Raw genomic sequence first — 22,815 nt, forward strand, 5'->3', positions numbered from 1 at the left:
CACGTGCTGGCGTCGCAGGCCGCCCTGCCGACCCGGCGGCTCTACTTCATCCAGGGCCAGCACGCGCAGGCGCGGCCCGGCAGCGCGGCCGCCGAACGCCGCCCGCGCCATCAGCACGGCGATCACCGCGGAGCAGGAGGTGAGCAGGCCGGCAGCGGCGGCCGGCGGCAGCACGCCGAGCACCACCACGACCACCAGCAACGGTACGGCGTACGCCGCTCGCCGAAGAGTCATCCGTATCCCCAACGAGGGAGCGCCGGAAGAGTTACGGGCTTCTTCTCATGAATGTCGATGTGTTGTAACGTCGCGCGGGAGCGCTCCCACAATCCCCCATTGGGTTTCCGGTCCCGGCCCAAGGAGCTTCCATGAGACGTGCCTTCCGTCCCCTCGCCGCCGCCCTCTGCACGATCGCCGGACTGACCGCGCTGGTCGTCGCCCAACCCGCCCAGGCCGACACGCTGATCTGCGAGCAGTACGGCGCCACCACGATCGGCGGCCGCTACGTCGCCATGAACAACCGCTGGGGCGGCACCGCCGAACAGTGCATCAACGTCACCGACACCGGCTTCCGGATCACCAGCCAGCAGAGCGTCGGCAACACCAGCGGCGCGCCGGTGTCCTATCCGGCCGTCTACTACGGCTGCCACTACACCCGGTGCTCCCCCGGCACCAACCTGCCCATGCGGGTCGGTTCGATCAGCAGCGCCACGAGCAGCGTGAGTTACACGTACGTCTCCGGCGCCACCTACAACGCGTCGTTCGACATCTGGCTCGACCCGTCGCCGCGCACCGACGGGGTCAACGCGCAGGAGATCATGATCTGGTTCAACCGGCAGGGCTCGATCCAGCCGATCGGCTCGGTCGTGGGCACCGCCACGATCGGCGGCCGCACCTGGGAGGTGTGGCGTGGCAGCAACGGCTCCAACGCGGTGGTCTCCTACGTCGCGCCGTCCCCGATCACCAGCTGGAGCTTCAGCGTCCTGGACTTCATCAACGACGTGAAGTCCCGCAGCTCGGTCACCGACTCGTGGTACCTGACCAGCATCCAGGCCGGCTTCGAGCCGTGGATCGGTGGCGCCGGCCTCGCGGTGAACAGCTTCAGCGCGTCGGTCAACGGCGGCGGCGGCGGACCCACCTCGCCCTCACCGTCGAACCCGCAGCCCGGCACCAGCGCCTGCCGGGTCAGCTATGCCACCAACGTGTGGAGCAACGGCTTCACCGCCAACGTCACCGTCGCCAACACCGGCAACGCCGCGATCAACGGCTGGAACCTCGCGTTCACGCTGCCCTCCGGGCAGTCGGTCACCAACTCCTGGGGCACCACGCTCAGCGGCACGTCCGGCGCCGTCACCGCCCGCAACGTGGGCTACAACGGCGCCATCGCGGCGGGCAGCAGCGCCACCTTCGGATTCCAGGGCACCTACAGCGGCAGCTTCGCGTCGCCGTCCACCTTCACCCTCAACGGCACTACCTGCGCTCGCGGGTGAACTCGCTGACCAGCCGGCCGACCGCCTCGGACGGCGCCTGCGGCAGGAACAGCGACGGTTCCACCAGCTCCACCTCCAGCACGCACGGCCGCCCGTGGTCGTCGCGGACGAGATCCACACGGGCATAGAGCGGAACACCGAACCGGGCGGTCACCACCTCGACCGCCCGGTTCGCCGTCGCGATCTGCTCGGCGTCCGCGACGTACGGCGTGTTGGTCTCCTCGGCGAACAGGTCGTCGATCACGCCGGCCCGCGGCAGCGCCACCCGTTTGCCGGCGGCGTGGCTGTAGCGGCCGCCGAAGAACACCAGGGGCCACTCCCCCTCGGCGGCGACCGACTTGAGCAACGGCTGCACGAGCACCGAGGCCCGGGCGTCGTGCAGCCGCGCCACGTGCGCCCGGGCCAGGTCGTGCTCACCCGGCCCGTACGACGCGGCGTCCCGGCTGCCCGCGCCGACCGCGGGTTTCACCACGAACTCGCCGTCCGGAAAGACCGGCTCCTGCCCCGGCTCGACGAAGGTCGTCTCGGTGACCGGCACCCCGGCCCCGGCGAGGTCGGCCAGGTAGTGCTTGTCCAGGTTCCACCGCAGCATCGGCATCGGATTACACAGCTCGGTGACCTGCGCGACCGAGTCCAGCCAGGCCAGGAACTGCTCCAGGCGCTGCGGATAGTCCCAGGTCGAGCGCAGGACGACCCGGTCGTAACGGGCCCACCGGACCGCCGGGTCGTCCCACACCACGACGTCGACCTCGACCCCGGCCCGCCGCAACGCGGGCAGGGCCAGTTCCTCGTCCTCGTCGCGCCCGCGGGCCTCCGCCGCCGAGACCCACGCCAGCCGCTTGATCATGCCCCGACGGTACGCCCGTCAGTGCCAGTCGCTGATCTGGAGGTCGCGTGGCGCCGGGGCACCCTCGCCGGTCTCCACCAGCGACTTGAGGCTCAGCAGATAAGAGGCCCACTTGGTGCTGCAGTGGTGCATGAACTCGACCGGCTTCTGCCAGCCCTCGTGCTTGAACAGCACGATCGTGTAGTCGCCGTCCTGCCGCAGATCCCAGCTGATCGTGGTGCCGATCCATTCCTCCGGGCCGTCGGCGACCCGCCACACCACCCGCTCGGCCGGGCGCTGCTCGACGACCTCCATGTCGAAGCCGCCGGGCAGGAAGCGGAACTCGATGACACCGCCGGTGCCGGTGTCGCCCTTGGTGTCCTCGGTCCACCAGCCGGCCAAGCCGTCGATGGTGGTCAGTGCGTCGTACACGTGCTGCGGCGTCGCGTCCTTGACGCCGACGCGGTGCAGGATGTCGACCATGTCGTACCTCCCGATCGTGAGAATCAGCTCTGTTGGGTGCGCTGGATCGCCTCGGCGATCCGCTTGATGCGCTGCAGCCGGGCGTCCCAGGCGGTGCCGACCGAGGTCAGCTGCGCCACGGCGCGGGCGAGTTGGGCGTCGTCGACCCGGTAACGCCGCTCGCGGCCCTCCGCGGCGGCCCGGACCAGGCCGGCCCGGTCGAGCACGCCCAGGTGTTTCGCCACCGCCTGGCGGGTGACCGACATCTGCTGGCTCAGCGAGGTGGCGGTGCCGTGGCCGTCGACGAGCAGCAGGTCGAGCATCCGGCGGCGGGTCGGGTCGCCGATCGCCGACCAGAGGTCGTCGTCGACCGGCTCGGCCACCGCGGTGTTCACGGCCGGACCGTCAGCGTCGCGACATAGGGCGCGATGCGGGGCAGGAAGTGGTCCCAGCCGCTGACGTGGTCGTGGTAGCAGTCCTCCAGCACCGCGGCCGACCAGCCCATCTCACGGAAGCCGGTCTCGGTCATCCGCAGCAGCGTGCCGTCGCCGGACGGGGTCAACTCGAAGGTGACCAGCAGCGAGTTCCCCTCGGCGGCCACCTCGCCGGCGGGATGGGTCCACCGGAAGGAGAACATCGTCGGCGGCTGGGCGTCGACGACGGTGAACGAGACGACGTCACCGCCGTTGTCCGGGTTGTCGAAGACGATCTGCCCGGTGGCGCCGGGGGTGGGGTCGTAACGGGCGTCGTCCGGCCACCACTGTTTGACGTGCTCGGGGCTGCTCACCACGTCGAAGACGATCTCCGGGGACGCCTCGACGAAGATCTCGCGTTCGATGGTTCCGAGTTCCATGCCATCCTCCTGCAACCTTTGGTTGCGCATGACACTAGCCCGGTCCGGCGAGACGCGCAACCATTGGTTGCATGTCAGTGGGCGGCGGCGTAGACCACCAGGACGTCGCGGTAGTGGCCGGCGCGGCGGTCGAAGGAACCCCCGCAGGTGATCAGGCGCAGGGCGGCGTGGTTCGCCGGGCCGTACACCGCCTCGGCGGGGAAGCGGTTCTTGGCGTACCACTTCGTGGCGGTGACCAGGAAGCGTGCGGTGGCGCCGTCGGCGCGCCGGACCGTGACGGCGTCGCCGGGCCGCAGGACCCGGAGCCGGTAGAAGACGGCCGGGCCGAAGCGGGCGGAGTCGACATGACCGGCGATGACGGCCGTGCCGATCTCGCCGGGCGCCGCGAGGTGGCGGTACCAGCCGGCCGGCGCGGTGCGGGTGGGCGGCGGCATCGCGAGCGTCCCGTCCGGGTTCAGGCCGACCGGGGTCAGCGCCGTACGGATGCCGGCGGCCGGGATGTCGAGGAGCACCGGGACGGACCGTGGCAGGCCCGCCGGCCGCGTGGCGACCGGAACCGGCCGAACGGCCGTCCGCGCGGCCGGCGGGGCGGCGGGCACGGGTTCGGCCGGCCGGGCAGCCAGCGCCAGGCCGGCGGCGAACAGGACGACCGAGAGCAGCGCACACCAGGGGCGGCGCTGGTCAGGCGCGCGCACTGCGTGATCTTCTCGAGTACCAGGCGGGGATCAGCGCGGAGAGCATGAGCGCGACGCCGATGAACCGCAGGAAGCCGTCCGGGGCGGTGGACCCTCCCCCGGCGTCCGGCGGACCGTTCGGCATCGGGGAGGACGGCGACGGCTCCGGCTTCGGAGAGGGCGACGGTGACGCGGTGGGGCTGCTCGACGACGGGAGCGCGCTGGGGCTCGTCGACGACGGCGGTGGGATCGGCGGGCTCGGCGGTGAGTCGACGACCGGCCCCGGCACTCGGGACGAGAGGGACACGACCGGCCGGGAACTCGGCGGCGGGCCGTTGCCGTAGTCGTTGCTGTCGGTGTTCGCCAGGCAGAAGGCGAGCAGCAGCAGAAGCGCCAGGAACAGGATGATGAGCAGGATGAGCACGTTGCGCCGCACCGGCGGCGGCGCGGTTTCATACTGCGGCATGGCGCCACGGTAGGAACCGGTGCGTCACCGGACAGTCACGGCGACCTTCTGGAACAACGCTGCCACCTGGTCGGACGGGGCGATGCCGAGCTGTTCCCGGAAGAGGTCGCGCACCAGCGCGAGGTGGCGGCGCGCGGCGCCGACGTTCCCGTCGGCGAGCAGGGCGGCGATGACCAGGCGGTGGGCGCTCTCGCGCAGCGGGTCGGCGGCCGCCGCGGCCAGCGCCCAGTCGAGCGCCGCGTCCAGGGCGGACTCCTCGATCGCCGCGGCGGCGGCCGTCTCCAGCAGCCGGATATGCCAGTGCCGCAAGCGCTCCCGGTCCATGATCACCCAGTCGTCGTACCAGCCGGGGAGCAATTCGGCGCAGGGCCGGCGCGCGTCGGCGGTGCGGTCGGCGCCGTGCACGTCGTCCTGCACGGCCGCGTCCAGGGCCAGCAGCTCACCGGACTGCACGAGCAGGCCGCTCGCCATCCGCCGTAGCCGCCACACCGCGGTGCGCAGGCTCGCCATGGCCCGGTCGTCGCAGGTGGACGGCCACAGGATGCCGGCAGCGGCACGGCGCGGGGCGGGACCGCGCAGGGCGAGGAAGGCGACGATGCGCTGCAGGGAGGCGGGCACCGCGACCGCACGGCCCCCGCACAGCAGCAGGAAGCCGCCGAGCAGGCGCAGCTCGTAGGGGCCGGCGCGGGCCGGCTGATCGTCCATCGGGTGCCCCCTCCGACGTAGCCCATCGTGCTCGCCCCGGGACGTCGATCGACAGCAGATTTCCGACAGAAGGGACCGTCACCGGAGCGTCACCGCCGTCCGGACCGGCTTTGACGAGGGTGTGACGGCGCGGTGGCTAGGTTACGAGACCGGCGGACGGGAGGCGGAGCGATGGACGCGTGGGCGCAGTTGCTCGGTACGGAGGGGGCCACGGTCCTGCACCTGTTCGGGGGTCCGTACGTCACCGCGCCGGCACGCCGCATCAGCGTGCCGGAGGGCAGCAAGCGGCTGCTCGCGTTCGTAGCGCTGCACGGCGACCGCGTCGAGCGCCGGCACGCCGCGGGCACGCTCTGGCCGGCCGGTGACGACCTGCGCGCCGCCGGCAACCTGCGCTCCTCGCTGTGGCGGCTCAACCGCGGCTGCGTGCCGTTGATCGAGGCCGGCAAATCCTCGCTGAGCCTGCGCGGCGACGTCGTGGTGGACGTCCACGTGATCACCCGATGGGCGAACCGGCTGATCGACGGGCGGCCCACCGCCACCGACCTGACCGTGCGCCCGTCCGGTGTCGACGGCCTCGACCTGCTGCCGGGCTGGTACGACGACTGGGCGCTGATGGAACGCGAGCGGATCCGCCAGCGGCTGCTGCACGCCCTGGAGTCGCTGAGCGCCACCCTGCTCGGTCTCGGCCGCTGCCGGGAGGCGGTCGAGGCGGCGATGGTCGCGGCCACCAATGAGCCGCTGCGGGAGAGCGCCCAGCGCACACTGCTCGCGGCGCATCTCGCGGAGGGGAACTGGGTGGAGGCGAAGCGGCAGTTCACGTCGTACCGCCGGCTGCTGAACACCGAGCTCGGCATCGAACCGCACCCCTGTCTGTTCGCGATGGTGCGCCCGGGGCGCGCCTATGCGCCGGCCGAGCGCTGAGCCTCGGCGAACCCGCCGAGAAACGCCCGGACGGCCTCGACGGCGTCGTTCACCTCCGCGTACGACGCCGTCGTCTCCGCGCTCCGGTCGGTGATGTCCGGGGTCTGGATGATCGTGATGACCAGCGCCCCGGCCTGGACCCGCACCCGGATCAGACAGACGCCCGGCGCCCGCTGCTGCTCGTCCATGCCCCGCAGCGTCGCAGGGCGGCCGTCACCTGGCAGTCACGGGAGCGCCGGGCGATCTATCCGGCGCCGCCGTCCACGGTGGCCCACACGACCTTGCCGTCCCGGCAGGGCAGCGCGCCCCACGCGTGGCTGGCGGCCCGCACCAGCCGCAGTCCCGTCCCGCGCGACAGCGGCGTGCCGTTCGCCCGGACGAGACGGGGCGGCGTGCCGGTGCCGTCGCGCACCGCGAGATGCAGTCGCCGGCCGCGCACCGAGACCGAGGCGACCATCTTCGTGCCGGTGTGCAGCACCGCGTTGGTCACCAGCTCCGACATGATGAAAACGGCGTGATTGGCCAGCGCCGGCCGGCCCCAGGCCTGGCACGCGTCCCGCGTCACCACCCGGGCCAGGCCCGCGGAGGAGAGCTCGGCACGCAGGTCCAGCCGGCGGTAGTGGGTCCACGGCGGCTGGGGCGCGGACCGCCTCGCTTCGGCCGCGTTGCCCTCCGCGCACACCATCAGCGTGGTTTCGGCGCAGTGCGACCGCGCGTACTGACGGGCGGTCTGCCAGGTCGGCGCGGAGTCCCCGTGCGGGTCCGCCAGGTCGGCCAGGTCGACGATCATCGTGCGGGGCATCTCGGCGAGGCAGCCGCACAGCGCCCGGATCGTGGCGTGCCGCAGGTCGGTGTCCCACGATCCCCGCACGGTCAGCTCGGTCACGCTCGCATCGACGTCGTTGCGAACGGTCAACTGTGGCGTGTCACCGATCAGATAGGAGTTGTCTGCCACCGCCGGTACCTTCCCCACGGGAAGGGCCTCCGGCATCCGGACGCGGCTCCGGCTGCCGCACCGGGGCGACCGCGTGTCCGGGATCGGCCCGGGGTGCGTGCCGAGGACACGTGCCATTACCGGGGAGCCCGATGCTTGAGCGATCACCGCCGAGGCAGGCCGTCAGCGGATCCGCTCGCCAAAATACGTCGGCAGGCGGCTGTCGTCCGCAGTCGTTCAGATAGTGCACTCCACCGGGGGACGTCTCAGGCGGGCGCCGCGGCCCGGTCGGCCGCGGCACGGCCGGTTCGGCGGGCTCGGCCGGCTCGGCCGGGGTGGGCACCGCGGGCGCGGCCGGGATAGCGGCGATGCCGGCCAGGATCAGCACGCCACCGGCGAGCTGCAGCGGGGTGAGCGCCTCGTCGACCACCAGCCAGGCGAAGGCCGAGGCGAACACCACCTCGAGCAGGCCGACGAAGGACGCCAGGCGCGGGCCGAGACGGCCCGATCCGAAGATCCCCGATGCGTACGCGATCGCGGTCCCGAAGATGGCGACCACCATGAGCGGAACCCACCACGGCACGGTCGAGCCGAGCAGGGGCACCGTGTCGAAACTGGTCGTGAGCGGCACCAGGCCGACGGCGCCGGTGAGGCCGAGGGCCGCTCCGCCGAGCAGCAGCCCGGTGCCGGCCAGGGCGACCGGCGGCAGACCGTCGGCGGGCCGGGCGGCGACCAGGAAGTAGACCGCACAGCCGATCGCGGCCGCGAACGCCAGGGCGATGCCGACCGGGTCGACGGCCTGCAGCGCGCCGGGCCCGATCACCAGCACCAGGCCGCCGATCGCGAGCACCGAGCCGATCAGCACGGCCGGCCGGGGCGTCCGCCGGGTGGTCACCCAGACGTAGAGCACCAGCAGCAACGGCGCCAGATATTCCACCAGCAGCGCGGTGGAGACCGGCACCCGCCGGATGGCCGCGAAGTAGGCCAGCTGGGTGAACGCCACCGCGATGAGGCCCATGCCGAGCACCCGCCAGCGCGCCCGCCACAGCGCGTCCCATCGGCCGTGCAGCGAGAGCAGCACGAACGGCAGCAGCACCAGCCCGGCGGTGAGTGCCCGGGCGGTGACCGCGGCGGCCGGCGACCAGCCGGCCTCCAGAAGCGGTTTGATGAACGCACCGGAGGTGGCGAACGTGGCGGCCGACGTGACGGCGGCGGCCAGCCCGGTGTACTGCGGCGAGATCCGCACAGCCCCTCCCCTGTAATGGACTAAAGTTGCTACACCCCTGACGCTAGGCCGGGCCGGATAAGGAGTCAAATTGCTTTTTGCCCCTGACACCGAGGAGGCGCTCACCTTCGTCGTCGCCCTCGCCAACACCGAAGCGACCGCCAGCCGCTCCGGCACCGACGAACTGGCCACCGTCGACCAGCTCGACGAGCTGCTCTCCCGCTACGTCTACTCGGGACGCATCGACCACGACGAGGCCGAGCTGAACGCGGTCCGCCACGCCCGCTCCCAGCTGCGCGAAGTCTGGACCCTCGACCGGGACGACGCCGTCGAGGCGGTCAACCGGATGCTGCGCGAGGCACGCGCCCTGCCGTACCTGACCCGCCACGACGGCTCGGACTGGCACATCCACGCCACCGATCCCAGCGCGCCGCTGGCCGAACGCATCCGGGTGGAGGCCGCGCTGGCCCTGATCGACGTGATCCGGATGAACGAAACCGGTCGCCTGCGCGTCTGCGCGGCCGAGGACTGCACCGGCCTGTTCCTCGACCTGTCCCGCAACGGCTCCAAGCGCTTCTGCACCGTACGCTGCGGCAACCGGGTCAACATGATCGCTTTCCGGGCCCGCCGCTCGGACTCCTAGCCGGCGGAGATCCACCTGCTCCAGCGCACCAACGCCTGATCAGCACCATCGAAGCCCTGCTGGCGCCTCAGCCGGACGGCGCTCGCAGGGCGACGTGGGGGACGGCCTCGGGCATGGGCAGGGGCCGGCGGCTGGTCACCAGCAGGGCCGAGCCGGCCGCTGCCGGGATGAGCGGGCGCACCTGCCCGATGTCGGTGGCCGCGTCCAGGACGATCAGCACCCGGCGGGCGGCCAGCAGCGACCGGTAGCGCCCGATCCGCTCGTCGGCCCGCTCGGGCACCTCGCCGGACGGGACTCCCAGGGCCCGCAGCACCCGGGCCATCAGGTCGGGCGCGGAGACGTCCGGCCCGGCGCCGGCGAAGATCTGACCGTCCGGGAACGCGCCGGCCAGCCGGTGGCCGGCCCGGGTGACCAGGGCGGTCTTGCCGCTGCCGGCCGGGCCGTGGACGACCACCACCGCCGGCGTACGGTGCGCCCCGGCCACCACCGCCGCCAGCTCGTCGGCGTGGCCGGTCAGGAACGCCGGGTCCGGGGGCAGTTCGCGGGGCACGTCCACGCCGGCGGCCCGGCCGCGGGCGCCCGGGTGGTCGAGGCGGGGTGCCCGTTCCAGCATCGCGACGTGCAGTTCGGCGAGTTCGCCGCCCGGGTCGACGCCGAGCTGAACCTGCAGTGTGGCCTGCGCCTGCCGGTAGGCGGCGAGCGCGGCGCCGACGTCACCGGCCCGGTAGAGCGCCAGCATGAGCTGCCCCCAGGCCCGTTCCCGCAGCGGGTGGGCAGCCAGGTGCTCGCGCAGGATCGCGGCCAGCTCACCGGCGTGCCCCAGCCGCAGGCGCGCCTCGATGAGGTCTTCCACGGTGCGCAGCCGGTCGGTTTCCAGGCCGGCGAGCAGGACGTCGAGGGCGGCGCCGCGCGGCAGCCCGTGCCCGGCGGGCCCGCGCCACAGCCGCAGGGCGGCTGCCAGGTCCGGTTCGGCCCGGCGGGCCTCCCCGAGCGCCAGCGCGCCTCGCCCGCTGTCCGCGAGCCGCCGGAATTCGGTCACATCCAGTTCGTACGGGTCCAGGTCCAGCTGGTACGCCCCGTGCCGGGAGACGAGACGGCCGCCGAGCGTACGGCGCAGTGCCGCCACATGGTTACGGATGTTCGCGACCGCGGACGGGGGCGGTTCCCCGGCCCAGAGCAGTTCGGTGAGCCGGTGCAGCGTCACCGGCCGGTTGGCTTCCAGTGCGAGCGCAGCGAGGACCGCACGCCGTTTGGCCGGTCCGGAGTGGACCGGTCCGTGTTCTCCCCGTAACTCCACCGGCCCGAGCAGACGGACCTCGATGGACATCTATCTCCCCCTCGATCGGACCCCAGGCTAGGAAGTCAGCCGGGAGAGATCAACGCGAAGGGGAAGAATCGCGCAGTGAGCATTATCAACCGGTCAGGTCGCCATTTCGAGTAACAGAAACGACCGGCAGAACGCTGCGCGATCCATACACTTCGGACGATGCCGGTGAATGTGATGATCAGCCGGTGCGAAACTCATTCCTCCTGGTGGGACTCGTCTCCGCCCTGATCGCTGGTGGCTCGTGCGGGGCCGGTGACCAGAAGCGTTACCGGATCCAGTCCATCTCGATGGCGCCGACCTTCGAGGAGGGCGCCGTCGTCAGAGCGGCGGAGGTCGAGTCCGGGGCGTACCGGCCACGCGCGGGTGACATCGTCGCGTTCCAGCCGCCCGGCAGCTGGGGTGAGGGAACGGTCCGGGTCTATCGGGTGGTCGCGGTGCCCGGCGACACGATCAGCTGCTGCGACGCCAGGGACCGGCTGGTCCGCAACGGCGCCGCGCTGGACGAGCCGCACGTCAACACCGACGGCGAGCCACCGGTCGCCTTCGACGCGACCACGGTGCCGGCCGGGCACGTCTTCGTCCTCGGCGACAACCGTGGTGTGGCCAACGACTCGTCCCACAACGGACCACTGCCGGTGGCGAACGTGGTCGGCGTCGTCCAGCCCTGACGACGGCCGGCGGGTAGCGTGCACCCCTGTTGCAGAGGGAGCTCACTTGCCGACGGATGACGAACTCGCCGACGCGCTGATCGCGGCGCGGGACGGTGACGAACGCGGATTCGCCGTTCTCTGGCGCGCGCTGCACCCGGCGGTCCTGCGCTACCTGCGGGTGCTGGCCGGCAACGCCGCCGAGGACGTCGCCTCGGAGACCTGGTTGCAGGCCGCGCGTGACCTCGACCGGTTCACCGGCAGCCCGGTCGCCTTCCGGGCCTGGCTGTTCCACATCGCCCGGCACCGCGGCATCGACGAGCTGCGCCGGGCCGGGCGCCGCCTCGAGGACGCGGCCGAGACGGTGGACGTCGGCGCGGCGGTCCCGGACGCCGCCGCCGAGGTGATCGAGGGCACCGAGACCGCCTGGGCGCTGAGCCGGGTCGCGGCGCTCCCGGTCGACCAGGCCGAGGCGGTGATGCTGCGGGTGGTGGCCGGCCTCGACGTCGCGGCGACCGCCCGGGTGCTGGGCAAGGGCCGCGGCGCGGTCCGGATCGCGACCATGCGCGGACTGCGCAGACTGGCCGCTGACCCGCAGGTCCGCGGCCGCGCCGAGCAGATCCTGCGTCACGAAGCCACCGAGGGGGTGTAGCGGGATGCGACTGCGCGACGCGCTGCGAGCGATCCGCGACCGGCGATCCGGCCGGCTCGATCTCGACCGTGCCGACCCGGCGCTCAACCATCTGCTCGACGCGGTACGAGCGCCGGCCTCCCCCACCGAACTGAGCGGCGAGCAGGCGATGGTCGCCGCCCTCGCCGCCGAACGTCGCCGGGCCGCGGCGGCCACGCGACCCGACATCCCGGCGGTCCCGGCACGGCGGTCCACCCGCAGGCTCGTCGTGACCGTGGTGGCCGCGGTCGCGGTGCTGAGCGTCAGCGGGACCGCGGTGGCGGCCCGGACCGGCAACCTGCCCACCGGCGTCCAGCAGGGCGCGCACCGGCTGTTCTCCGGACTGGGCGTGCCGGCGCCCACGCCGAGCCGGGCGCCGACCCGCACCCCGTCGTCGGCGCCGGCCCCGTCGCCCACCCCGAGAGCCACGTCGCCGCGCACGCCCGTACCCCTGGGTCCGGCGCAGGCGGGCTGGTGCGCGGCCTGGCAGACGGCCGACGCCGGCGGCCATCCGATGAACGGCCGGGACCGGCGGGACCTGATCGCCGCCGCCGGCGGCGAGGAGAACATCGAGCGTTACTGCGCCCGCCAGGGCGTCACCACCTCGCCCGCCGATCCCACCGGCACGACGCATCCCGGCAACGCCCCGAAGACGAAGAAGTCGAAGAAGCCCCGGCCGACCCACACCGGAGGGAAGAAATAGGACCGGCCTGCGGGTCACCGTCGACGCCTGCCCGGCGACAGCGGCGGCGACCATAATGGCCGGTGTGGAACGCGGCATCGTGTTCATCCCCGGAGGCGGCCTGGGTCCCCATCAGCGGCAAGTCGCTGGGCACCTGTGCGGCGGAGCTGGCCGCCGAGCGGTCACTTCCCGCCGTCTGGCTCACTCCGCTGCTCACCGACGAGCGGTGCGTCGCCGCCCTGCGCGCCGCCCGGGCGCCGTTCCTGCCCGGCGAGCCGCTGGCCCGGTCCGCCGCCGTCCTCGGGCAGGTCATGACCGCGGTCGAGGCGTTCCTGGATCGCCGAGCCTGGAGCCGGTGAGCGGCGGATCAGGTACCGGCGCAGCAGCGGCCACGCCACGATCACCGCGATCGTCGCGTAGACGGCGAAGGACACCGGGCCACCGATCAGCCCGGACAGGTCGCCGCCGGAGAGCTGCAGGGCCATCCGGCCCTGCCGTTCGGCGATCGGGCCGAGGATGACGCCGACGATCAGCGGCAGCACGGGCAGTCCGAAACGGCGCATCGCGAAGCCGAGCAGACCCAGGGTGAGCAGCAGGAACAGGTCGAACGGCTGGGCGTTCACGGCGTAGGCGCCCATCGAGGCGAAGAACACGATGCCCGCGTACAGATAGGGGCGCGGGATGCGCAGCAGCCGCGCCCAGGCCGGGGCCAGCGGCAGGTTGAGCACGAGCAGCAGCAGGTTGCCGACGAACAGGCTGGCGATCAGCGTCCAGACCAGGGTCGATTCGCGTTCCAGCAGCAGCGGTCCGGGCTGGATCCCGTAGGTCTGGAAGGCGGCCAGCATGACCGCCGCGGTCGCGTTGGTGGGCAGGCCGAGCGCCAGCATCGGTACGAGCGTGCCCGCCGCCGACGCGTTGTTAGCGGCTTCCGGACCGGCCACGCCCTCGATCGCGCCCTTGCCGAACTCCTCCGGGCGGCGGCTGAGTCTCTTCTCCAGGCTGTAGGAGAGAAACGTCGGGATCTCCGCGCCCCCGGCCGGCATCACCCCGAACGGGAAACCCAGGGCGGTGCCGCGCAGCCACGGCCGCCAGGAGCGGCGCCAGTCGTCGCGCCGCAGCCACGGCTGACCGACCGGGATCACCTCGGCGGCGCGGCGGCGCAGGTGGGCCGCGACCCACAGGGTCTCGCCGACGGCGAAGATGCCGACCGCGACGACCACCACGTCGATGCCGTCGGCGAGCTGCGGGACGTCCAGGGTGAGCCGCTGCTGGCCGGTCACCCTGTCGATCCCGATCAGGCCGATGACCAGGCCGATCAGCAGGGCGGCGAACCCGCGGACCCGGGACGAGCCGAGCACCGCGCTGACCGCGATGAAGCCGAGGATCATGATGGCCAGGTAGTCCGGCGCGCCCAGGTCGATGGCGAACGCCACCATCAGCGGGGTGATCAGCACCAGCAGCAGGGTGCCGATCGTGCCGGCGACGAACGAGCCGATGGCCGCGGTGGCCAGGGCCTGGGCGGCGCGCCCGGCCTTGGCCATCTTGTTGCCCTCGATGGCGGTGACCACCGACGACGACTCGCCGGGGGTGTTGAGCAGGATCGACGTGGTGGAGCCGCCGTACATGCCGCCGTAGAAGATGCCGGCGAACATGATGAAGGCCTGCGTCGGCTCCAGGCCGTAGGTGAGCGGCAGCAGCAGCGCGACGGTCATCGCCGCGCCGATGCCGGGCAGCACCCCGACGGCGGTGCCGACGGTGACGCCGAGCAGCGCGATCAGCAGGTTCCCGGGTGTCGCGACGTTGGCGAACCCGTCGAGCAGGGAGGTCAGGTCGTCGATCACAGGATTCCTTGCAGTGCTCCGGCGGGCAGGTTCACACCCAGCCCGATCGCGAACCCGTAGAAGGTGACGAGCGCCAGCGCGACCGCGACCGCGATCGTCAGCAGGTGGCGGCGCGCGCCGAGGACGACGGCGGCCGACCAGAACAGCAGCGAACCGCTGATCACCCAGCCCAGCGGTTCGATCAGCACGGCGTTCACCGCGAACGCGCCGGCGAGCAGCAGGACGGTGCGCCAGTCGATCGGCGTGGTGAGGTCGACGTCCTCGCCGCCCTCCGGTTCACCGCGGCCGCCGCGGGCCACGTCGGCGGCGTAGACCGCGGCGACGATCAGCAGCAGCGCCCCGAGCAGGATCGGCACCGGCCGCGGGCCGATCGGGTCGTTGCTGCTGGTGGCGTTGCCGGTGAGGGCGGCGTCGACGATGACCAGGATGCCGACGAGGGCCAGGAAGACGCAGACGCCGTACTGGGCCCGGTCCCGGCCCCGGCTGCTCGCCGGGGCCGGAACCGGCTGGGGGGCGCCGGTCATGTCAGGCCGAGGCCGGTGAGGAGGTCGGCGACGGACTTGTCCTGTTCAGCGAGGAACGTGGCGAACTGCTCGCCGGTGACGAACGCGTCGGTCCAGCCGTGCTTGGCCAGCTCGGCCTTCCACGCCTCGGTGCCGTGCATCCGGGTCAGCGCGTCGATCCAGGTCTGCCGGTCGGCGTCGGTGATCTCCGGCGGCGCGACGATGCCGCGCCAGTTGGTGAAGACCAGGTCGATGCCGGACTCCTTGAGCGTCGGCACGTCCTTGACCGCGTCGATGCGCTGCTCGCCGGTGACCGCGAGGACCCGCACCTGACCGGCCTCGACCTGGTCGAGGAACTCGCCGACCCCGCTGGCCCCGAACGCGATCTTGCCGCCGAGCACGGCCGGCAGCAGCTCACCGCCGCCGTCGTAGGAGACGAAGTTGACCTGTCGCGGGTCGATGCCGACGGTCTTGGCGAGCTGCATCGGCAGCAGGTGGTCCGGGCCGCCGGGCGACGATCCGCCGCCCACGGCGACCTTCTTCGGATCGGCCTTCCAGGCCGAGACGAGATCCGCGATCGTACGGTACGGCGAGTCCTTCGGTACGACGATCGCCCCCGGCTCCTCGATGACCTTGGCGAGCGGGGTCGTCTGGGTGAGCTTCGCCGGCGACTTCTGGGTGTACGAGGCGCCGACCACGCCCAGCCCCATCTGCATGGCGAGCTTGCCGTTGCCCTTCTCGTTGACCGTGCGCTGCAGCCCGACCGTGCCGCCCGCCCCGGAGAGGTTGAAGACCTCGACGCCGGTCGCGATCCGGTCGTCCTCCATGATCTTCGCGATGCTGCGGGCCGTGGTGTCGTAGCCGCCGCCGGGGCTGTTCGGCACCATGATCCGCAGGTCGGCGACGGGCTTTCCGGCGGCGCCGCCCGCGTCGTCGTCCGCGGTCGCGCCGCACGCGCTCACCGCGGCCACCGAAACGGCAGCCACCGCCCCGACCAGGGCCCTGACCACAAGTTTCATCGCTGTTTCTCTTTCGTTTCGTCCGTGTCCGGCGCGATGATGGTGGCCCTTTCGCGGGCGGCGGGTCTGCGTTGTGGCGACAACGGAGGTTGAGTTCATTGTGGTCGTGACCGCCCGCCGGCCCACGCTCGCCGGACAGATGCTCGCGCTGCAGGTCATGATCATCGTGGTGGTGCTGGTGGCGATCGCCGCGCTGTCGCTGGCGCAGTCGACCGCCACGTTCAACCGCGTGGAGGGACGGCGGGTGGCGGCGCTCGCCGAACAGCTCGCCGACAACCCGCTGGTGCGCAGTCAGCTCGGCGCACCGGGGTCCGGCGAGACCCTCGCCCCGCTGGTGCAGACCATCCGTACGCAAGCGGGTGTCACCTCGGTCTCGCTCGCCGACGCCCGCGGTGTCGTGGTGAGCTCGACCAATCCGAGCCTGGTCCGCGGCCGGCTGCCGCTCGGCGATCCGGGCGTGGCCGAAGGCCGCGGCTGGTCGGGCGAGCTGCGCGTGGACGGCGCGCGGGAGCTGGTCGCGCAGGCGCCGGTGATCGGCGCCCGCCCCGGTGACAACCTGGGGCGGCACCTGGGCACCGTGATGATCGGTGAGCGGTCGCCGACGATCTGGCAGCGGGCCCGCAACGCCTCCGGCAACCTGCTGATCTATCTGGGCGTGGCCAGCCTGGGCGGGCTGACCGGGTCGTGGCTGCTGGCGCGCCGGATCAAACGGCAGACCTTCGGGCTGGAGCCGCGGGAGATCGCCGGGCTGGCCGAGCATCGTGAGGCGATGCTCTACGGCATCGCCGAGGGTGTCGTCGCGCTCGACCCGCAGCACCGGATCACGCTGGTCAACGCGGTCGGGCGCACGCTGCTGGACCTGCCCGAGGACTGTGTCGGGCGCAGCCTCACCGAGCTGGGCATCGGCGAGGGGCGGCTGGGTGACGTGCTGACCGGCGGCGACCGTGACGAGGTGGTGGTGCGCCGCGGCCGGGTGCTGGTGATGAACCGGATGACGGTCACCAAGGACGGCCGCCGGTTCGGCTCGGTGACCACGCTGCGGGACCGTACCGAGATGGCGCAGCTGGAGCGCGAGATGGGGTCGTTCCGCAGCTCGACCGAGCTGCTGCGGGCGCAGGCACACGAGTTCGCCAACCAGCTGCACACCATCTCCGGGTTGATCCAGATCCGCGAGTACGACGAGGTGGTGCGCTATGTCGGCGCCCTGGCCCGGCACCGGGAGTCGCTGGATCTGGCGTTGACCAGCCGGGTGCACGACACCGCGGTCGCCGCGCTGCTGATGGCGAAGTCGGCGCAGGCCGCCGAGCGGCGCGTGCGGCTGCGCATCTCCGAGCGCACCCATCTGGGCCGGTTGCAGGCGGTCGACTCGGCGGACGTGACGACCGTGGTCGGCAACCTCGTCGACAACGCGGTCGACGCGGCCGCGGCCGGCGATCCCGACCATGACGCGTGGGTGGAGGTGGAGTTGCGGCACGACAGCACCGCCGTCGAGATCACGGTGCGGGACTCCGGCCCGGGTGTGGCGCCGGAGCTGGCGCAGGAGGTCTTCGCCCGCGGTTTCACCACGAAGGCCGCGCAGGGCGGCGAGCGGGGCATCGGTCTGGCGCTGACCCGGGTGGTCTGCAAACGTCACGGCGGGGAGGTCGCGGTCGCCAACACCCCCGACGGAGCCATGTTCACCGCCCGCCTGACGGTCGGCCACCCGGAGAAGGTGCCCTCTTAACGATCCCCACGGATGAATCCGGGGGACTTCCCTCCGGGGCAGGGCCCTGAATTTCCAGCTCGGACTGCACCTGATAACCGTCGCGGAAGGAGGCGATCAGATGTCTGACGTCGTCGGCACTGGCACGGTGGCGTTCAGCCGTGGCGAGGATCGTCCTCGCGGCGTTACGCGCCATGGTGGTCTTGGCCAGGAATTTCGGCTTGGAGTCCTCGACCGCGATCAGCGCGTGGTGCTCGGTGACGTTCTTGGCCCAGACGCGGGCGTCGTGGGTGTTCTGCCGGGCCGCCTTCTTGGCGATCCTGGCGGCCTGCGCCTTCGCGGCCTGGTAGCCCTTCGACGGCGCCTGGCCCTTTGGTCGCCGGCGGCGGGCCATCTTGCGCTGGGCCTTGGCCAGTTCGGCGGCGCACCGACGGCGATGCCCGAGGTGTGGCAGGTCGAAGCCCGGGTCGGTAGTGGTGGCGGTGGTCTTCACGCCCCAGTCGATACCGAGGCCCGGCAGATCCGCATCCGGGACCGCGGCGATCTCGCGGCGAACCACGAAGGACGCGTACCAGTGGCCGAGGTTGTCTTGGTAGACACGGACGCTGGTCGGGTCGCACGGCAGCTCGCGGGACCAGACGACCGCGACGGTCACCTTGCCGGGCAGGCACAACCGGCCGCTGCGACCCACAGAACGACATCCACCGACGGGAAGAGGTATGTCGAGAACCAGCGCAAAGTCTGACCAGACCCCCATCCGCCCTGTCGGCGGAGCGACTATCCCTGACCTGCATCGCAGGCAATCCGTTTCTTCCCCACGGCTGAAGCCGGGGGTTCCACGGAAAGGTTCTCGATGATCGACGTGCTGGTCGTCGACGACGACTTCATGGTCTCCCGGATCCATCGCGGTTTCGTGGAGCAGGTGCCCGGCTTCCGGGTGGTCGGCACCGCGCACACCGGCGCGGAGGCCCTGCGGGCGGTCGCCGAGCTGGCGCCCGAACTGGTGCTGCTCGACCTCTATCTGCCGGACATGTTCGGCTTGGACGTGGTGGCCCGGTTGCGGACCGCCGGGCACGACTGCGACGTGCTGGTCATCTCGGCGGCCAAGGAGGCCGACACGGTGCGCGGCGCGGTCCGGCACGGGGTGGTCAACTACCTGCTGAAGCCGTTCGGCGTCGACGACCTGCGGCAGCGCCTGGAGCAGTACGCGAGCCGGCGTACCGGGATGGACGCGGCCGAGGTGCACTCGCAGGCCGACGTCGACCGGGTGCTGGCCCGGGCGACCGCCCACCCGGTGTCCACCGCCGTCCTGCCGAAAGGCCTGAGCGCCGAGACCGCCGGCCTGGTGGAGCGGGCGTTGCGGTCGGCGGGCGAGACGCTGTCCGCCGCCGAGTGCGCCGACCGGATCGGGGTCTCCCGGGTGAGCGCCCGCCGTTACCTGGAGCACCTGCACGACACCGGCCGGGCCGAGGTCACCCTGCGGTACGCGGCGGCGGGCCGCCCGGAGCGCCGATACCGCTGGCTGGGGGCCAGTGGATCACGCTGATGCGGTAGTGTGCCGCATCGATCCCGGTAGTTGTTCGGCACAGGTTGTGAGAGAGGCGCATTCCCATTTCCGACGTCGCCCTGACCCGTGCGGACGACACCCCCGCGCCGCAGATCTCGGAGCGCCCGCTCCCCCGGCTGCTGGCCTCGGCCCGCCTCGCGGCCCCGGCCATCGGTGTCTACCTGGTGCTGCGCGTGCTCAGCCTGGAGGTCATGTACCTGCTGGCCTCGCACGCGCACACCCGCGATCCGGGCCGGCAGGTCTACCCGGACGGGACGATCAACAACCAGTGGCGGACCTTCACATCGTTCCTGGACGCGCTGGTGGCCTGGGACGCGCGGTGGTATTCCAAGATCGCTGAGCACGGGCTGGGCGGTCCGGTCGGTGCGGTCGACGCGGACGGCGTGCCGTACGAGTTGCGCCTGATGTTCTTCCCGCTCTATCCGTGGCTGGCCCGGCCGCTGACCTACCTGCCGGGCGTCTCCGGCGTGACAGCGTGCCTGATCGTCTCGTTCTTCTCGGCCATCGCCGCCGCCTGGGGCCTGTACGCCATCGGCCGGCACGTGCACAGCCATCGCGCCGGAATCATGCTGGCCGCGGTGTGGGCGGTCGCGCCGGCCGCCCTGACGCAGAACGGCGCGTTCACCGAGTCGCTGTTCACCGCACTGTCGGCCTGGACGCTGTATGCCCTGCTCAAGGAGCGCTGGCTGATCGCGGGGCTGCTGGCCGGGATCAGTGGGCTGAGCCGGCCGACCGCGGCCGCGCTGATCGGCACCGTGGGCCTGGCCGCGCTGGTCGCCGCCGCCCGCCGGCGCGGTGGCTGGCGGCCGTACGCCGCGATGGTGCTCGCCCCCGCCGGGCTGCTCGCCTATGTCGCCTACGCCTCCGCCAAGCTCGGCGGCGTGGACAGGTTCTTCGAGACCCACCAGAACACGTTCGGCGCCTGGTGGGATTACGGCCAGTCGACCTGGCAGGTCGTCACGGACATCATGATCGGGGTCGGTGAGGACAACGCCACCAAGCCGATCCGGATCCTGTCGGTGCTGATGCTCGCCGGGTACCTGGTGCTGTTCGCGCTGCTGGCCCGGCGCGGGCCGTGGCAGCTGACGGTCTTCGCCGCCGCGACGCTGGTGCTGGCGGCCGGCTCGCACGCGCACATCTCGATGATGGGCCGGCACCTGCTGCCCGCGTTCGCGGTGCTGCTGGTGCCGGCCATCGCTCTGGCCCGGGCGCGCAATCGTGATCTGGTGATCGTGCTCGGCGCGCTGGGGCTGCTCTCCGGTTGGTACGCCGGCTGGCTGCCGTTCATCTCCGGCCAGGCGATCTGAGGTCTCCCCGCTCACTTCCCGCGGATCGTGAACTTCTTGGAGACGTTGCCGACCACGTCCACATCGCCGGCCACGTAGACGCGGTAGGTGTAGGTGGCCTTGGCCTTCGGCGTGGCCAGGACGGTGTAGGTGCCGTCGGCGCGCGCCTTCGCCGTGTTGATGGTGCGCCAGACCTTCTTGGCCTTGTAGTACCGCTGCAGTTGCACGACCTTGCCCTTGACCTTCGGGCGGACCGTGCCCTTGACCTTGACGCTCTTGCCGGCCTTCACCGACGTGACGGCCGGCTTCGCGGTGACCGAGTACTGCGTGGTCCGGACGAAACCTCCGACCGAGGTGATGACCGTCGGCGGCCACACCATGCCCGGCTGGTTGACGCCGGGCACCCTGGCGCACTGCACCCACTGCGCTTGCCAGGCGCTGATGGTCCGCTTGTAGGTCCCGTCCGCGCGGGTCCGCACGGCCACGAGGCCGCCCGGCTCCACGCAGCCGTTGTCGAAGCTGAGATGCAGCGGCAGGTTGGGCCAGGGCTTGCCGGTGGTGGTGTTCCAGGCCTGGATCTTCTGGACGACCGGTTTACCGGCCGGGAGCGGCTCCGGCGAGAACGTCATCCTGATGGCCGGCCGGTTCGAGCTCTTCACCTTCAGGGTGGGATTGAGGCCGAGCGATCCCGGATGCATGTCGAGCGTGTTCTCGTACGTCTTGTCCTTGGCATAGATCTGGATCGGCGTGATCGTCCCTCGCCAGGCGGAGGTGACCGGAATGTTGCCGGTCCAGATCCCGTCCTGTTCCGTCCCCTCCGTCAGACGGAGCAGGATGTAGTCGTTCGGTTTGGCGCTCAGCCGTAGGTAGGGGGAGGCCAGCTCGAACGGCGGGTTGTACCCGTACGAGATTTCCTGCACTCCGGTGTCGTCGCTCAGGCGCACCCGCGCTTCGACGAACTTGGTCTGCAAACCGGAGACGGTGACCGAGGACTCCGAGAACGCGATGGAGTGCACTTGAGGCGGCGTGGTGTCCGCGGCAGGGCCGGCACGTGCCGGCCCTGCGGGTATGAGCGACAACGCGAGGACGGCGGCTGTCGGCACTACCAGGGATTTCTGCATGCGACTCAATGTAGGGGCCGCTGTCTTGCCTGCCCGGGCACTTTCCCGCATACCGTGAATTCACGCGTATATCGCGGTGCGTTCAGCTCTCGATCGTCTGAGCCACGGGCAGCGGCATTGCGATGATGGGCCGGCACCCGCCGGTGCCGGCCATCGCTCACTTCCCGCGGATCTTGAACTTCTTGGAGACGTTGCCGACCACGCTCTGGTCGCCGGCCACGTAGACGCGGTAGGTGTAGGTGGCCTTGCCCTTCGGCGTGGCCAGGACGGTGTAGGTCCCGTCGGCGCGTACCTTCGCCGTGTTGACCGTGCGCCAGACCTTCTTCGTCTTGTAGTACCGCTGTAGCTGCACGACCTTGCCCTTGACCTTCGGGCGGATCTTGCCCTTGACCTTGACGCTCTTGCCGGCCTTCACCGACGTGACGGCGGGTTTCGCGGTGACCGAGTACTGCTTGGTCCGGACGAAACCGCTGTCCACCGCGATGACCGACGGCGGCCACATCAGGCCCGGCTGGTTGGCCGCGGGCACCCAGACACACTGCAGCCACTGCGATTGCCACGCGCTGATCGTCCGCTTGAACGTCCCGTCGGCCCGGGTCCGCGCGGACGTGAGATTGCCCGGCTCGACGCAGCCGTTGTCGAAGCTGAAATGCAGCGGCAGGTTGGGCCAAGGCTTGCCGGTGGTGGTGTTCCAGGCCCGGACCTTCTGAGTGACCGGCTTGCCGGGCTTGCGCGGCTCCGGGGAGAAGGTCATGTCGATGGCCGGCCGGTTGGAGCTGTTCACCTGCAGGACGGGATCGAGGCCGAGCGCCCCGGGGTGAATGTCGAGCGTGTTCTCGTACGTCTTGTCCTTGGCGTAGATCTGGACCGGCGTGATCCTCCCCCGCCAGGCAGACGTGACCGGGATGTTACCGGCCCAGATACCGTCCTGTTCAGTCCCCTCCGCCAGACGGAGCAGGATGTAGCCGTTCGGTTCGGCGTTCAGCCGCAGGTAGGGCGAGGCCAGCTCGAAACTCGGGTTGTAGTCGATGGGCTCGACCCCCGATTCGTCGGTGAGCCGGACCCGCACTTGGACGAATTTCGTCCCCAGGCCGGAGACGGTGACTGAGGACTCCGAGAAGGTCAAGGAGTGGATCTCGGGCGGCGCGGTGTCCGCAGCCGAGCCGGCGAGTGCCGGCCCGGCAGGCATGAGCGACAGCGCGAGGACGGCGGCTGTCGATGCTACAAGGGACCTTCGCATGGCAGTCACTGTAG

The 22,815-nt window shown here is 71.6% G+C and carries 27 protein-coding genes; 9 read left to right on the plus strand and 18 right to left on the minus strand.

What is annotated here, in order from left to right; all coding sequences use genetic code 11:
* Positions 1-234 (minus strand): hypothetical protein (locus AB0F81_RS21795; protein ID WP_360199970.1); only part of this gene is annotated, 234 nt, incomplete at its 3' end.
* A 131-nt stretch (positions 235-365) separates the two neighbouring features.
* On the opposite strand from AB0F81_RS21795, the gene AB0F81_RS21800 reads away from it, so the two are divergent.
* Positions 366-1,487: a cellulose binding domain-containing protein gene (locus tag AB0F81_RS21800; protein ID WP_360199972.1), complete on the plus strand. Its 1,122-nt coding sequence runs from the start codon at positions 366-368 to the stop codon at positions 1,485-1,487.
* Here AB0F81_RS21800 and AB0F81_RS21805 read toward each other — a convergent pair.
* From AB0F81_RS21805 to AB0F81_RS21835, 7 genes are all read right to left on the minus strand, one after another.
* On the minus strand, positions 1,468-2,334 hold the full coding sequence (locus AB0F81_RS21805; protein ID WP_360199974.1) for a hypothetical protein: 867 nt from the start codon (positions 2,332-2,334) through the stop codon (positions 1,468-1,470). The genes AB0F81_RS21800 and AB0F81_RS21805 overlap by 20 nt on opposite strands.
* An 18-nt stretch (positions 2,335-2,352) precedes the next feature.
* Positions 2,353-2,796 (minus strand): SRPBCC domain-containing protein, encoded by a 444-nt coding sequence (locus AB0F81_RS21810; protein WP_360199976.1) that lies wholly within the window; start codon positions 2,794-2,796, stop codon positions 2,353-2,355.
* Between the two features lie 23 nt (positions 2,797-2,819).
* Positions 2,820-3,170, minus strand: coding sequence for a metalloregulator ArsR/SmtB family transcription factor (locus AB0F81_RS21815; protein ID WP_360199978.1), 351 nt, complete (start codon positions 3,168-3,170; stop codon positions 2,820-2,822).
* Positions 3,167-3,628, minus strand: a complete 462-nt coding sequence (locus tag AB0F81_RS21820) for an SRPBCC family protein (protein ID WP_360199980.1) — start codon at positions 3,626-3,628, stop codon at positions 3,167-3,169. Before AB0F81_RS21820 ends, AB0F81_RS21815 begins: the two co-directional genes overlap by 4 nt.
* A 74-nt stretch (positions 3,629-3,702) precedes the next feature.
* Positions 3,703-4,323, minus strand: a complete 621-nt coding sequence (locus AB0F81_RS21825; RefSeq protein WP_360199982.1) for a class F sortase — start codon at positions 4,321-4,323, stop codon at positions 3,703-3,705.
* Positions 4,310-4,768: a hypothetical protein gene (locus AB0F81_RS21830; protein ID WP_360199984.1), complete on the minus strand. Its 459-nt coding sequence runs from the start codon at positions 4,766-4,768 to the stop codon at positions 4,310-4,312. Before AB0F81_RS21830 ends, AB0F81_RS21825 begins: the two co-directional genes overlap by 14 nt.
* Before the next feature lie 24 nt (positions 4,769-4,792).
* Positions 4,793-5,473 (minus strand): BTAD domain-containing putative transcriptional regulator, encoded by a 681-nt coding sequence (locus AB0F81_RS21835; RefSeq protein WP_360199986.1) that lies wholly within the window; start codon positions 5,471-5,473, stop codon positions 4,793-4,795.
* A 171-nt stretch (positions 5,474-5,644) separates the two neighbouring features.
* Here AB0F81_RS21835 and AB0F81_RS21840 point away from each other — a divergent pair, with 171 nt between their 5' ends.
* Entirely contained in the window at positions 5,645-6,394 is a 750-nt protein-coding gene (locus tag AB0F81_RS21840; RefSeq protein ID WP_360199988.1) for a BTAD domain-containing putative transcriptional regulator, read from the plus strand.
* Here the strand turns inward: AB0F81_RS21840 and AB0F81_RS21845 are convergent.
* From AB0F81_RS21845 to AB0F81_RS21855, 3 genes are read right to left on the minus strand one after another with little or no spacing between them, the layout of a single operon-like run.
* Complete coding sequence (locus tag AB0F81_RS21845; RefSeq protein WP_360199990.1) at positions 6,373-6,582, minus strand: hypothetical protein; 210 nt, start codon at positions 6,580-6,582, stop codon at positions 6,373-6,375. The two genes, AB0F81_RS21840 and AB0F81_RS21845, sit on opposite strands and share 22 nt — an antisense overlap.
* Positions 6,583-6,638: 56 nt before the next feature.
* A complete protein-coding gene (locus AB0F81_RS21850) occupies positions 6,639-7,349 on the minus strand; it encodes an ATP-binding protein (RefSeq protein ID WP_360199992.1) in 711 nt (236 codons plus the stop codon).
* Positions 7,321-8,574: a DMT family transporter gene (locus tag AB0F81_RS21855; protein ID WP_360199994.1), complete on the minus strand. Its 1,254-nt coding sequence runs from the start codon at positions 8,572-8,574 to the stop codon at positions 7,321-7,323. The genes AB0F81_RS21850 and AB0F81_RS21855 overlap by 29 nt, the downstream gene beginning before the upstream one ends.
* 70 nt (positions 8,575-8,644) lie before the next feature.
* Between AB0F81_RS21855 and AB0F81_RS21860 the strand changes: the two genes are divergently transcribed.
* The gene (locus AB0F81_RS21860) at positions 8,645-9,196 is read left to right on the plus strand and encodes a CGNR zinc finger domain-containing protein (protein WP_360199996.1); all 552 of its coding nucleotides are present in this window, start codon (positions 8,645-8,647) and stop codon (positions 9,194-9,196) included.
* Positions 9,197-9,263: 67 nt separating this feature from the next.
* On the opposite strand, the gene AB0F81_RS21865 is transcribed toward AB0F81_RS21860, so the two are convergent.
* Positions 9,264-10,523: an AfsR/SARP family transcriptional regulator gene (locus AB0F81_RS21865; RefSeq protein WP_360199998.1), complete on the minus strand. Its 1,260-nt coding sequence runs from the start codon at positions 10,521-10,523 to the stop codon at positions 9,264-9,266.
* Positions 10,524-10,708: 185 nt separating this feature from the next.
* Between AB0F81_RS21865 and lepB the strand changes: the two genes are divergently transcribed.
* From lepB to AB0F81_RS21880, 3 genes are read left to right on the plus strand one after another with little or no spacing between them, the layout of a single operon-like run.
* A complete protein-coding gene (lepB, locus tag AB0F81_RS21870; protein ID WP_360200000.1) occupies positions 10,709-11,191 on the plus strand; it encodes a signal peptidase I in 483 nt (160 codons plus the stop codon).
* Positions 11,192-11,237: 46 nt separating this feature from the next.
* Positions 11,238-11,822: an RNA polymerase sigma factor gene (locus AB0F81_RS21875; RefSeq protein ID WP_360200002.1), complete on the plus strand. Its 585-nt coding sequence runs from the start codon at positions 11,238-11,240 to the stop codon at positions 11,820-11,822.
* Positions 11,823-11,826: 4 nt separating this feature from the next.
* The gene (locus AB0F81_RS21880; RefSeq protein ID WP_360200004.1) at positions 11,827-12,543 is read left to right on the plus strand and encodes a hypothetical protein; all 717 of its coding nucleotides are present in this window, start codon (positions 11,827-11,829) and stop codon (positions 12,541-12,543) included.
* Between the two features lie 161 nt (positions 12,544-12,704).
* Here AB0F81_RS21880 and AB0F81_RS21885 read toward each other — a convergent pair whose 3' ends face one another.
* The 3 genes from AB0F81_RS21885 to AB0F81_RS21895 are packed head-to-tail and all read right to left on the minus strand — an operon-like array spanning position 12,705 to position 15,885.
* Positions 12,705-14,363 (minus strand): tripartite tricarboxylate transporter permease, encoded by a 1,659-nt coding sequence (locus tag AB0F81_RS21885; RefSeq protein ID WP_360200006.1) that lies wholly within the window; start codon positions 14,361-14,363, stop codon positions 12,705-12,707.
* On the minus strand, positions 14,360-14,887 hold the full coding sequence (locus AB0F81_RS21890) for a tripartite tricarboxylate transporter TctB family protein (RefSeq protein ID WP_360200008.1): 528 nt from the start codon (positions 14,885-14,887) through the stop codon (positions 14,360-14,362). The genes AB0F81_RS21885 and AB0F81_RS21890 overlap by 4 nt, the downstream gene beginning before the upstream one ends.
* Positions 14,884-15,885, minus strand: a complete 1,002-nt coding sequence (locus AB0F81_RS21895; protein WP_360200010.1) for a tripartite tricarboxylate transporter substrate binding protein — start codon at positions 15,883-15,885, stop codon at positions 14,884-14,886. The genes AB0F81_RS21890 and AB0F81_RS21895 overlap by 4 nt, the downstream gene beginning before the upstream one ends.
* Before the next feature lie 106 nt (positions 15,886-15,991).
* Here AB0F81_RS21895 and AB0F81_RS21900 point away from each other — a divergent pair, with 106 nt between their 5' ends.
* A complete protein-coding gene (locus tag AB0F81_RS21900) occupies positions 15,992-17,608 on the plus strand; it encodes an ATP-binding protein (protein WP_360200012.1) in 1,617 nt (538 codons plus the stop codon).
* Here the strand turns inward: AB0F81_RS21900 and AB0F81_RS21905 are convergent.
* The gene (locus tag AB0F81_RS21905; RefSeq protein ID WP_360200014.1) at positions 17,562-18,242 is read right to left on the minus strand and encodes a transposase; all 681 of its coding nucleotides are present in this window, start codon (positions 18,240-18,242) and stop codon (positions 17,562-17,564) included. The genes AB0F81_RS21900 and AB0F81_RS21905 overlap by 47 nt on opposite strands.
* A 198-nt stretch (positions 18,243-18,440) precedes the next feature.
* On the opposite strand from AB0F81_RS21905, the gene AB0F81_RS21910 reads away from it, so the two are divergent.
* Positions 18,441-19,133: a response regulator gene (locus AB0F81_RS21910; protein ID WP_360200016.1), complete on the plus strand. Its 693-nt coding sequence runs from the start codon at positions 18,441-18,443 to the stop codon at positions 19,131-19,133.
* A gap of 185 nt (positions 19,134-19,318) precedes the next feature.
* On the plus strand, positions 19,319-20,461 hold the full coding sequence (locus AB0F81_RS21915; RefSeq protein WP_360200018.1) for a glycosyltransferase family 39 protein: 1,143 nt from the start codon (positions 19,319-19,321) through the stop codon (positions 20,459-20,461).
* A gap of 11 nt (positions 20,462-20,472) precedes the next feature.
* Here AB0F81_RS21915 and AB0F81_RS21920 read toward each other — a convergent pair whose 3' ends face one another.
* Together AB0F81_RS21920 and AB0F81_RS21925 are read right to left on the minus strand one after the other, a co-directional pair.
* Entirely contained in the window at positions 20,473-21,456 is a 984-nt protein-coding gene (locus AB0F81_RS21920) for a hypothetical protein (protein ID WP_360200020.1), read from the minus strand.
* A gap of 262 nt (positions 21,457-21,718) precedes the next feature.
* Positions 21,719-22,801: a hypothetical protein gene (locus AB0F81_RS21925; protein ID WP_360200022.1), complete on the minus strand. Its 1,083-nt coding sequence runs from the start codon at positions 22,799-22,801 to the stop codon at positions 21,719-21,721.
* Positions 22,802-22,815 lie beyond the last annotated feature (14 nt).

Origin of the sequence: Actinoplanes sp. NPDC024001 (genome assembly GCF_040638955.1) — a bacterium.
GTDB lineage: Bacteria > Actinomycetota > Actinomycetes > Mycobacteriales > Micromonosporaceae > Actinoplanes.

Excerpts from the sequence above, each read along its gene's own strand:
- AB0F81_RS21800 (WP_360199972.1), top strand. The coding sequence starts at position 366 with ATGAGACGTGCCTTCCGTCCCCTCGCCGCCGCCCTCTGCACGATCGCC.
- AB0F81_RS21805 (WP_360199974.1), bottom strand. The coding sequence starts at position 2,334 with ATGATCAAGCGGCTGGCGTGGGTCTCGGCGGCGGAGGCCCGCGGGCGC.
- AB0F81_RS21810 (WP_360199976.1), bottom strand. The coding sequence starts at position 2,796 with ATGGTCGACATCCTGCACCGCGTCGGCGTCAAGGACGCGACGCCGCAG.
- AB0F81_RS21820 (WP_360199980.1), bottom strand. The coding sequence starts at position 3,628 with ATGGAACTCGGAACCATCGAACGCGAGATCTTCGTCGAGGCGTCCCCG.
- AB0F81_RS21830 (WP_360199984.1), bottom strand. The coding sequence starts at position 4,768 with ATGCCGCAGTATGAAACCGCGCCGCCGCCGGTGCGGCGCAACGTGCTC.
- AB0F81_RS21835 (WP_360199986.1), bottom strand. The coding sequence starts at position 5,473 with ATGGACGATCAGCCGGCCCGCGCCGGCCCCTACGAGCTGCGCCTGCTC.
- AB0F81_RS21840 (WP_360199988.1), top strand. The coding sequence starts at position 5,645 with ATGGACGCGTGGGCGCAGTTGCTCGGTACGGAGGGGGCCACGGTCCTG.
- AB0F81_RS21845 (WP_360199990.1), bottom strand. The coding sequence starts at position 6,582 with ATGGACGAGCAGCAGCGGGCGCCGGGCGTCTGTCTGATCCGGGTGCGG.
- AB0F81_RS21865 (WP_360199998.1), bottom strand. The coding sequence starts at position 10,523 with ATGTCCATCGAGGTCCGTCTGCTCGGGCCGGTGGAGTTACGGGGAGAA.
- AB0F81_RS21880 (WP_360200004.1), top strand. The coding sequence starts at position 11,827 with ATGCGACTGCGCGACGCGCTGCGAGCGATCCGCGACCGGCGATCCGGC.
- AB0F81_RS21890 (WP_360200008.1), bottom strand. The coding sequence starts at position 14,887 with ATGACCGGCGCCCCCCAGCCGGTTCCGGCCCCGGCGAGCAGCCGGGGC.
- AB0F81_RS21895 (WP_360200010.1), bottom strand. The coding sequence starts at position 15,885 with ATGAAACTTGTGGTCAGGGCCCTGGTCGGGGCGGTGGCTGCCGTTTCG.
- AB0F81_RS21910 (WP_360200016.1), top strand. The coding sequence starts at position 18,441 with ATGATCGACGTGCTGGTCGTCGACGACGACTTCATGGTCTCCCGGATC.
- AB0F81_RS21925 (WP_360200022.1), bottom strand. The coding sequence starts at position 22,801 with ATGCGAAGGTCCCTTGTAGCATCGACAGCCGCCGTCCTCGCGCTGTCG.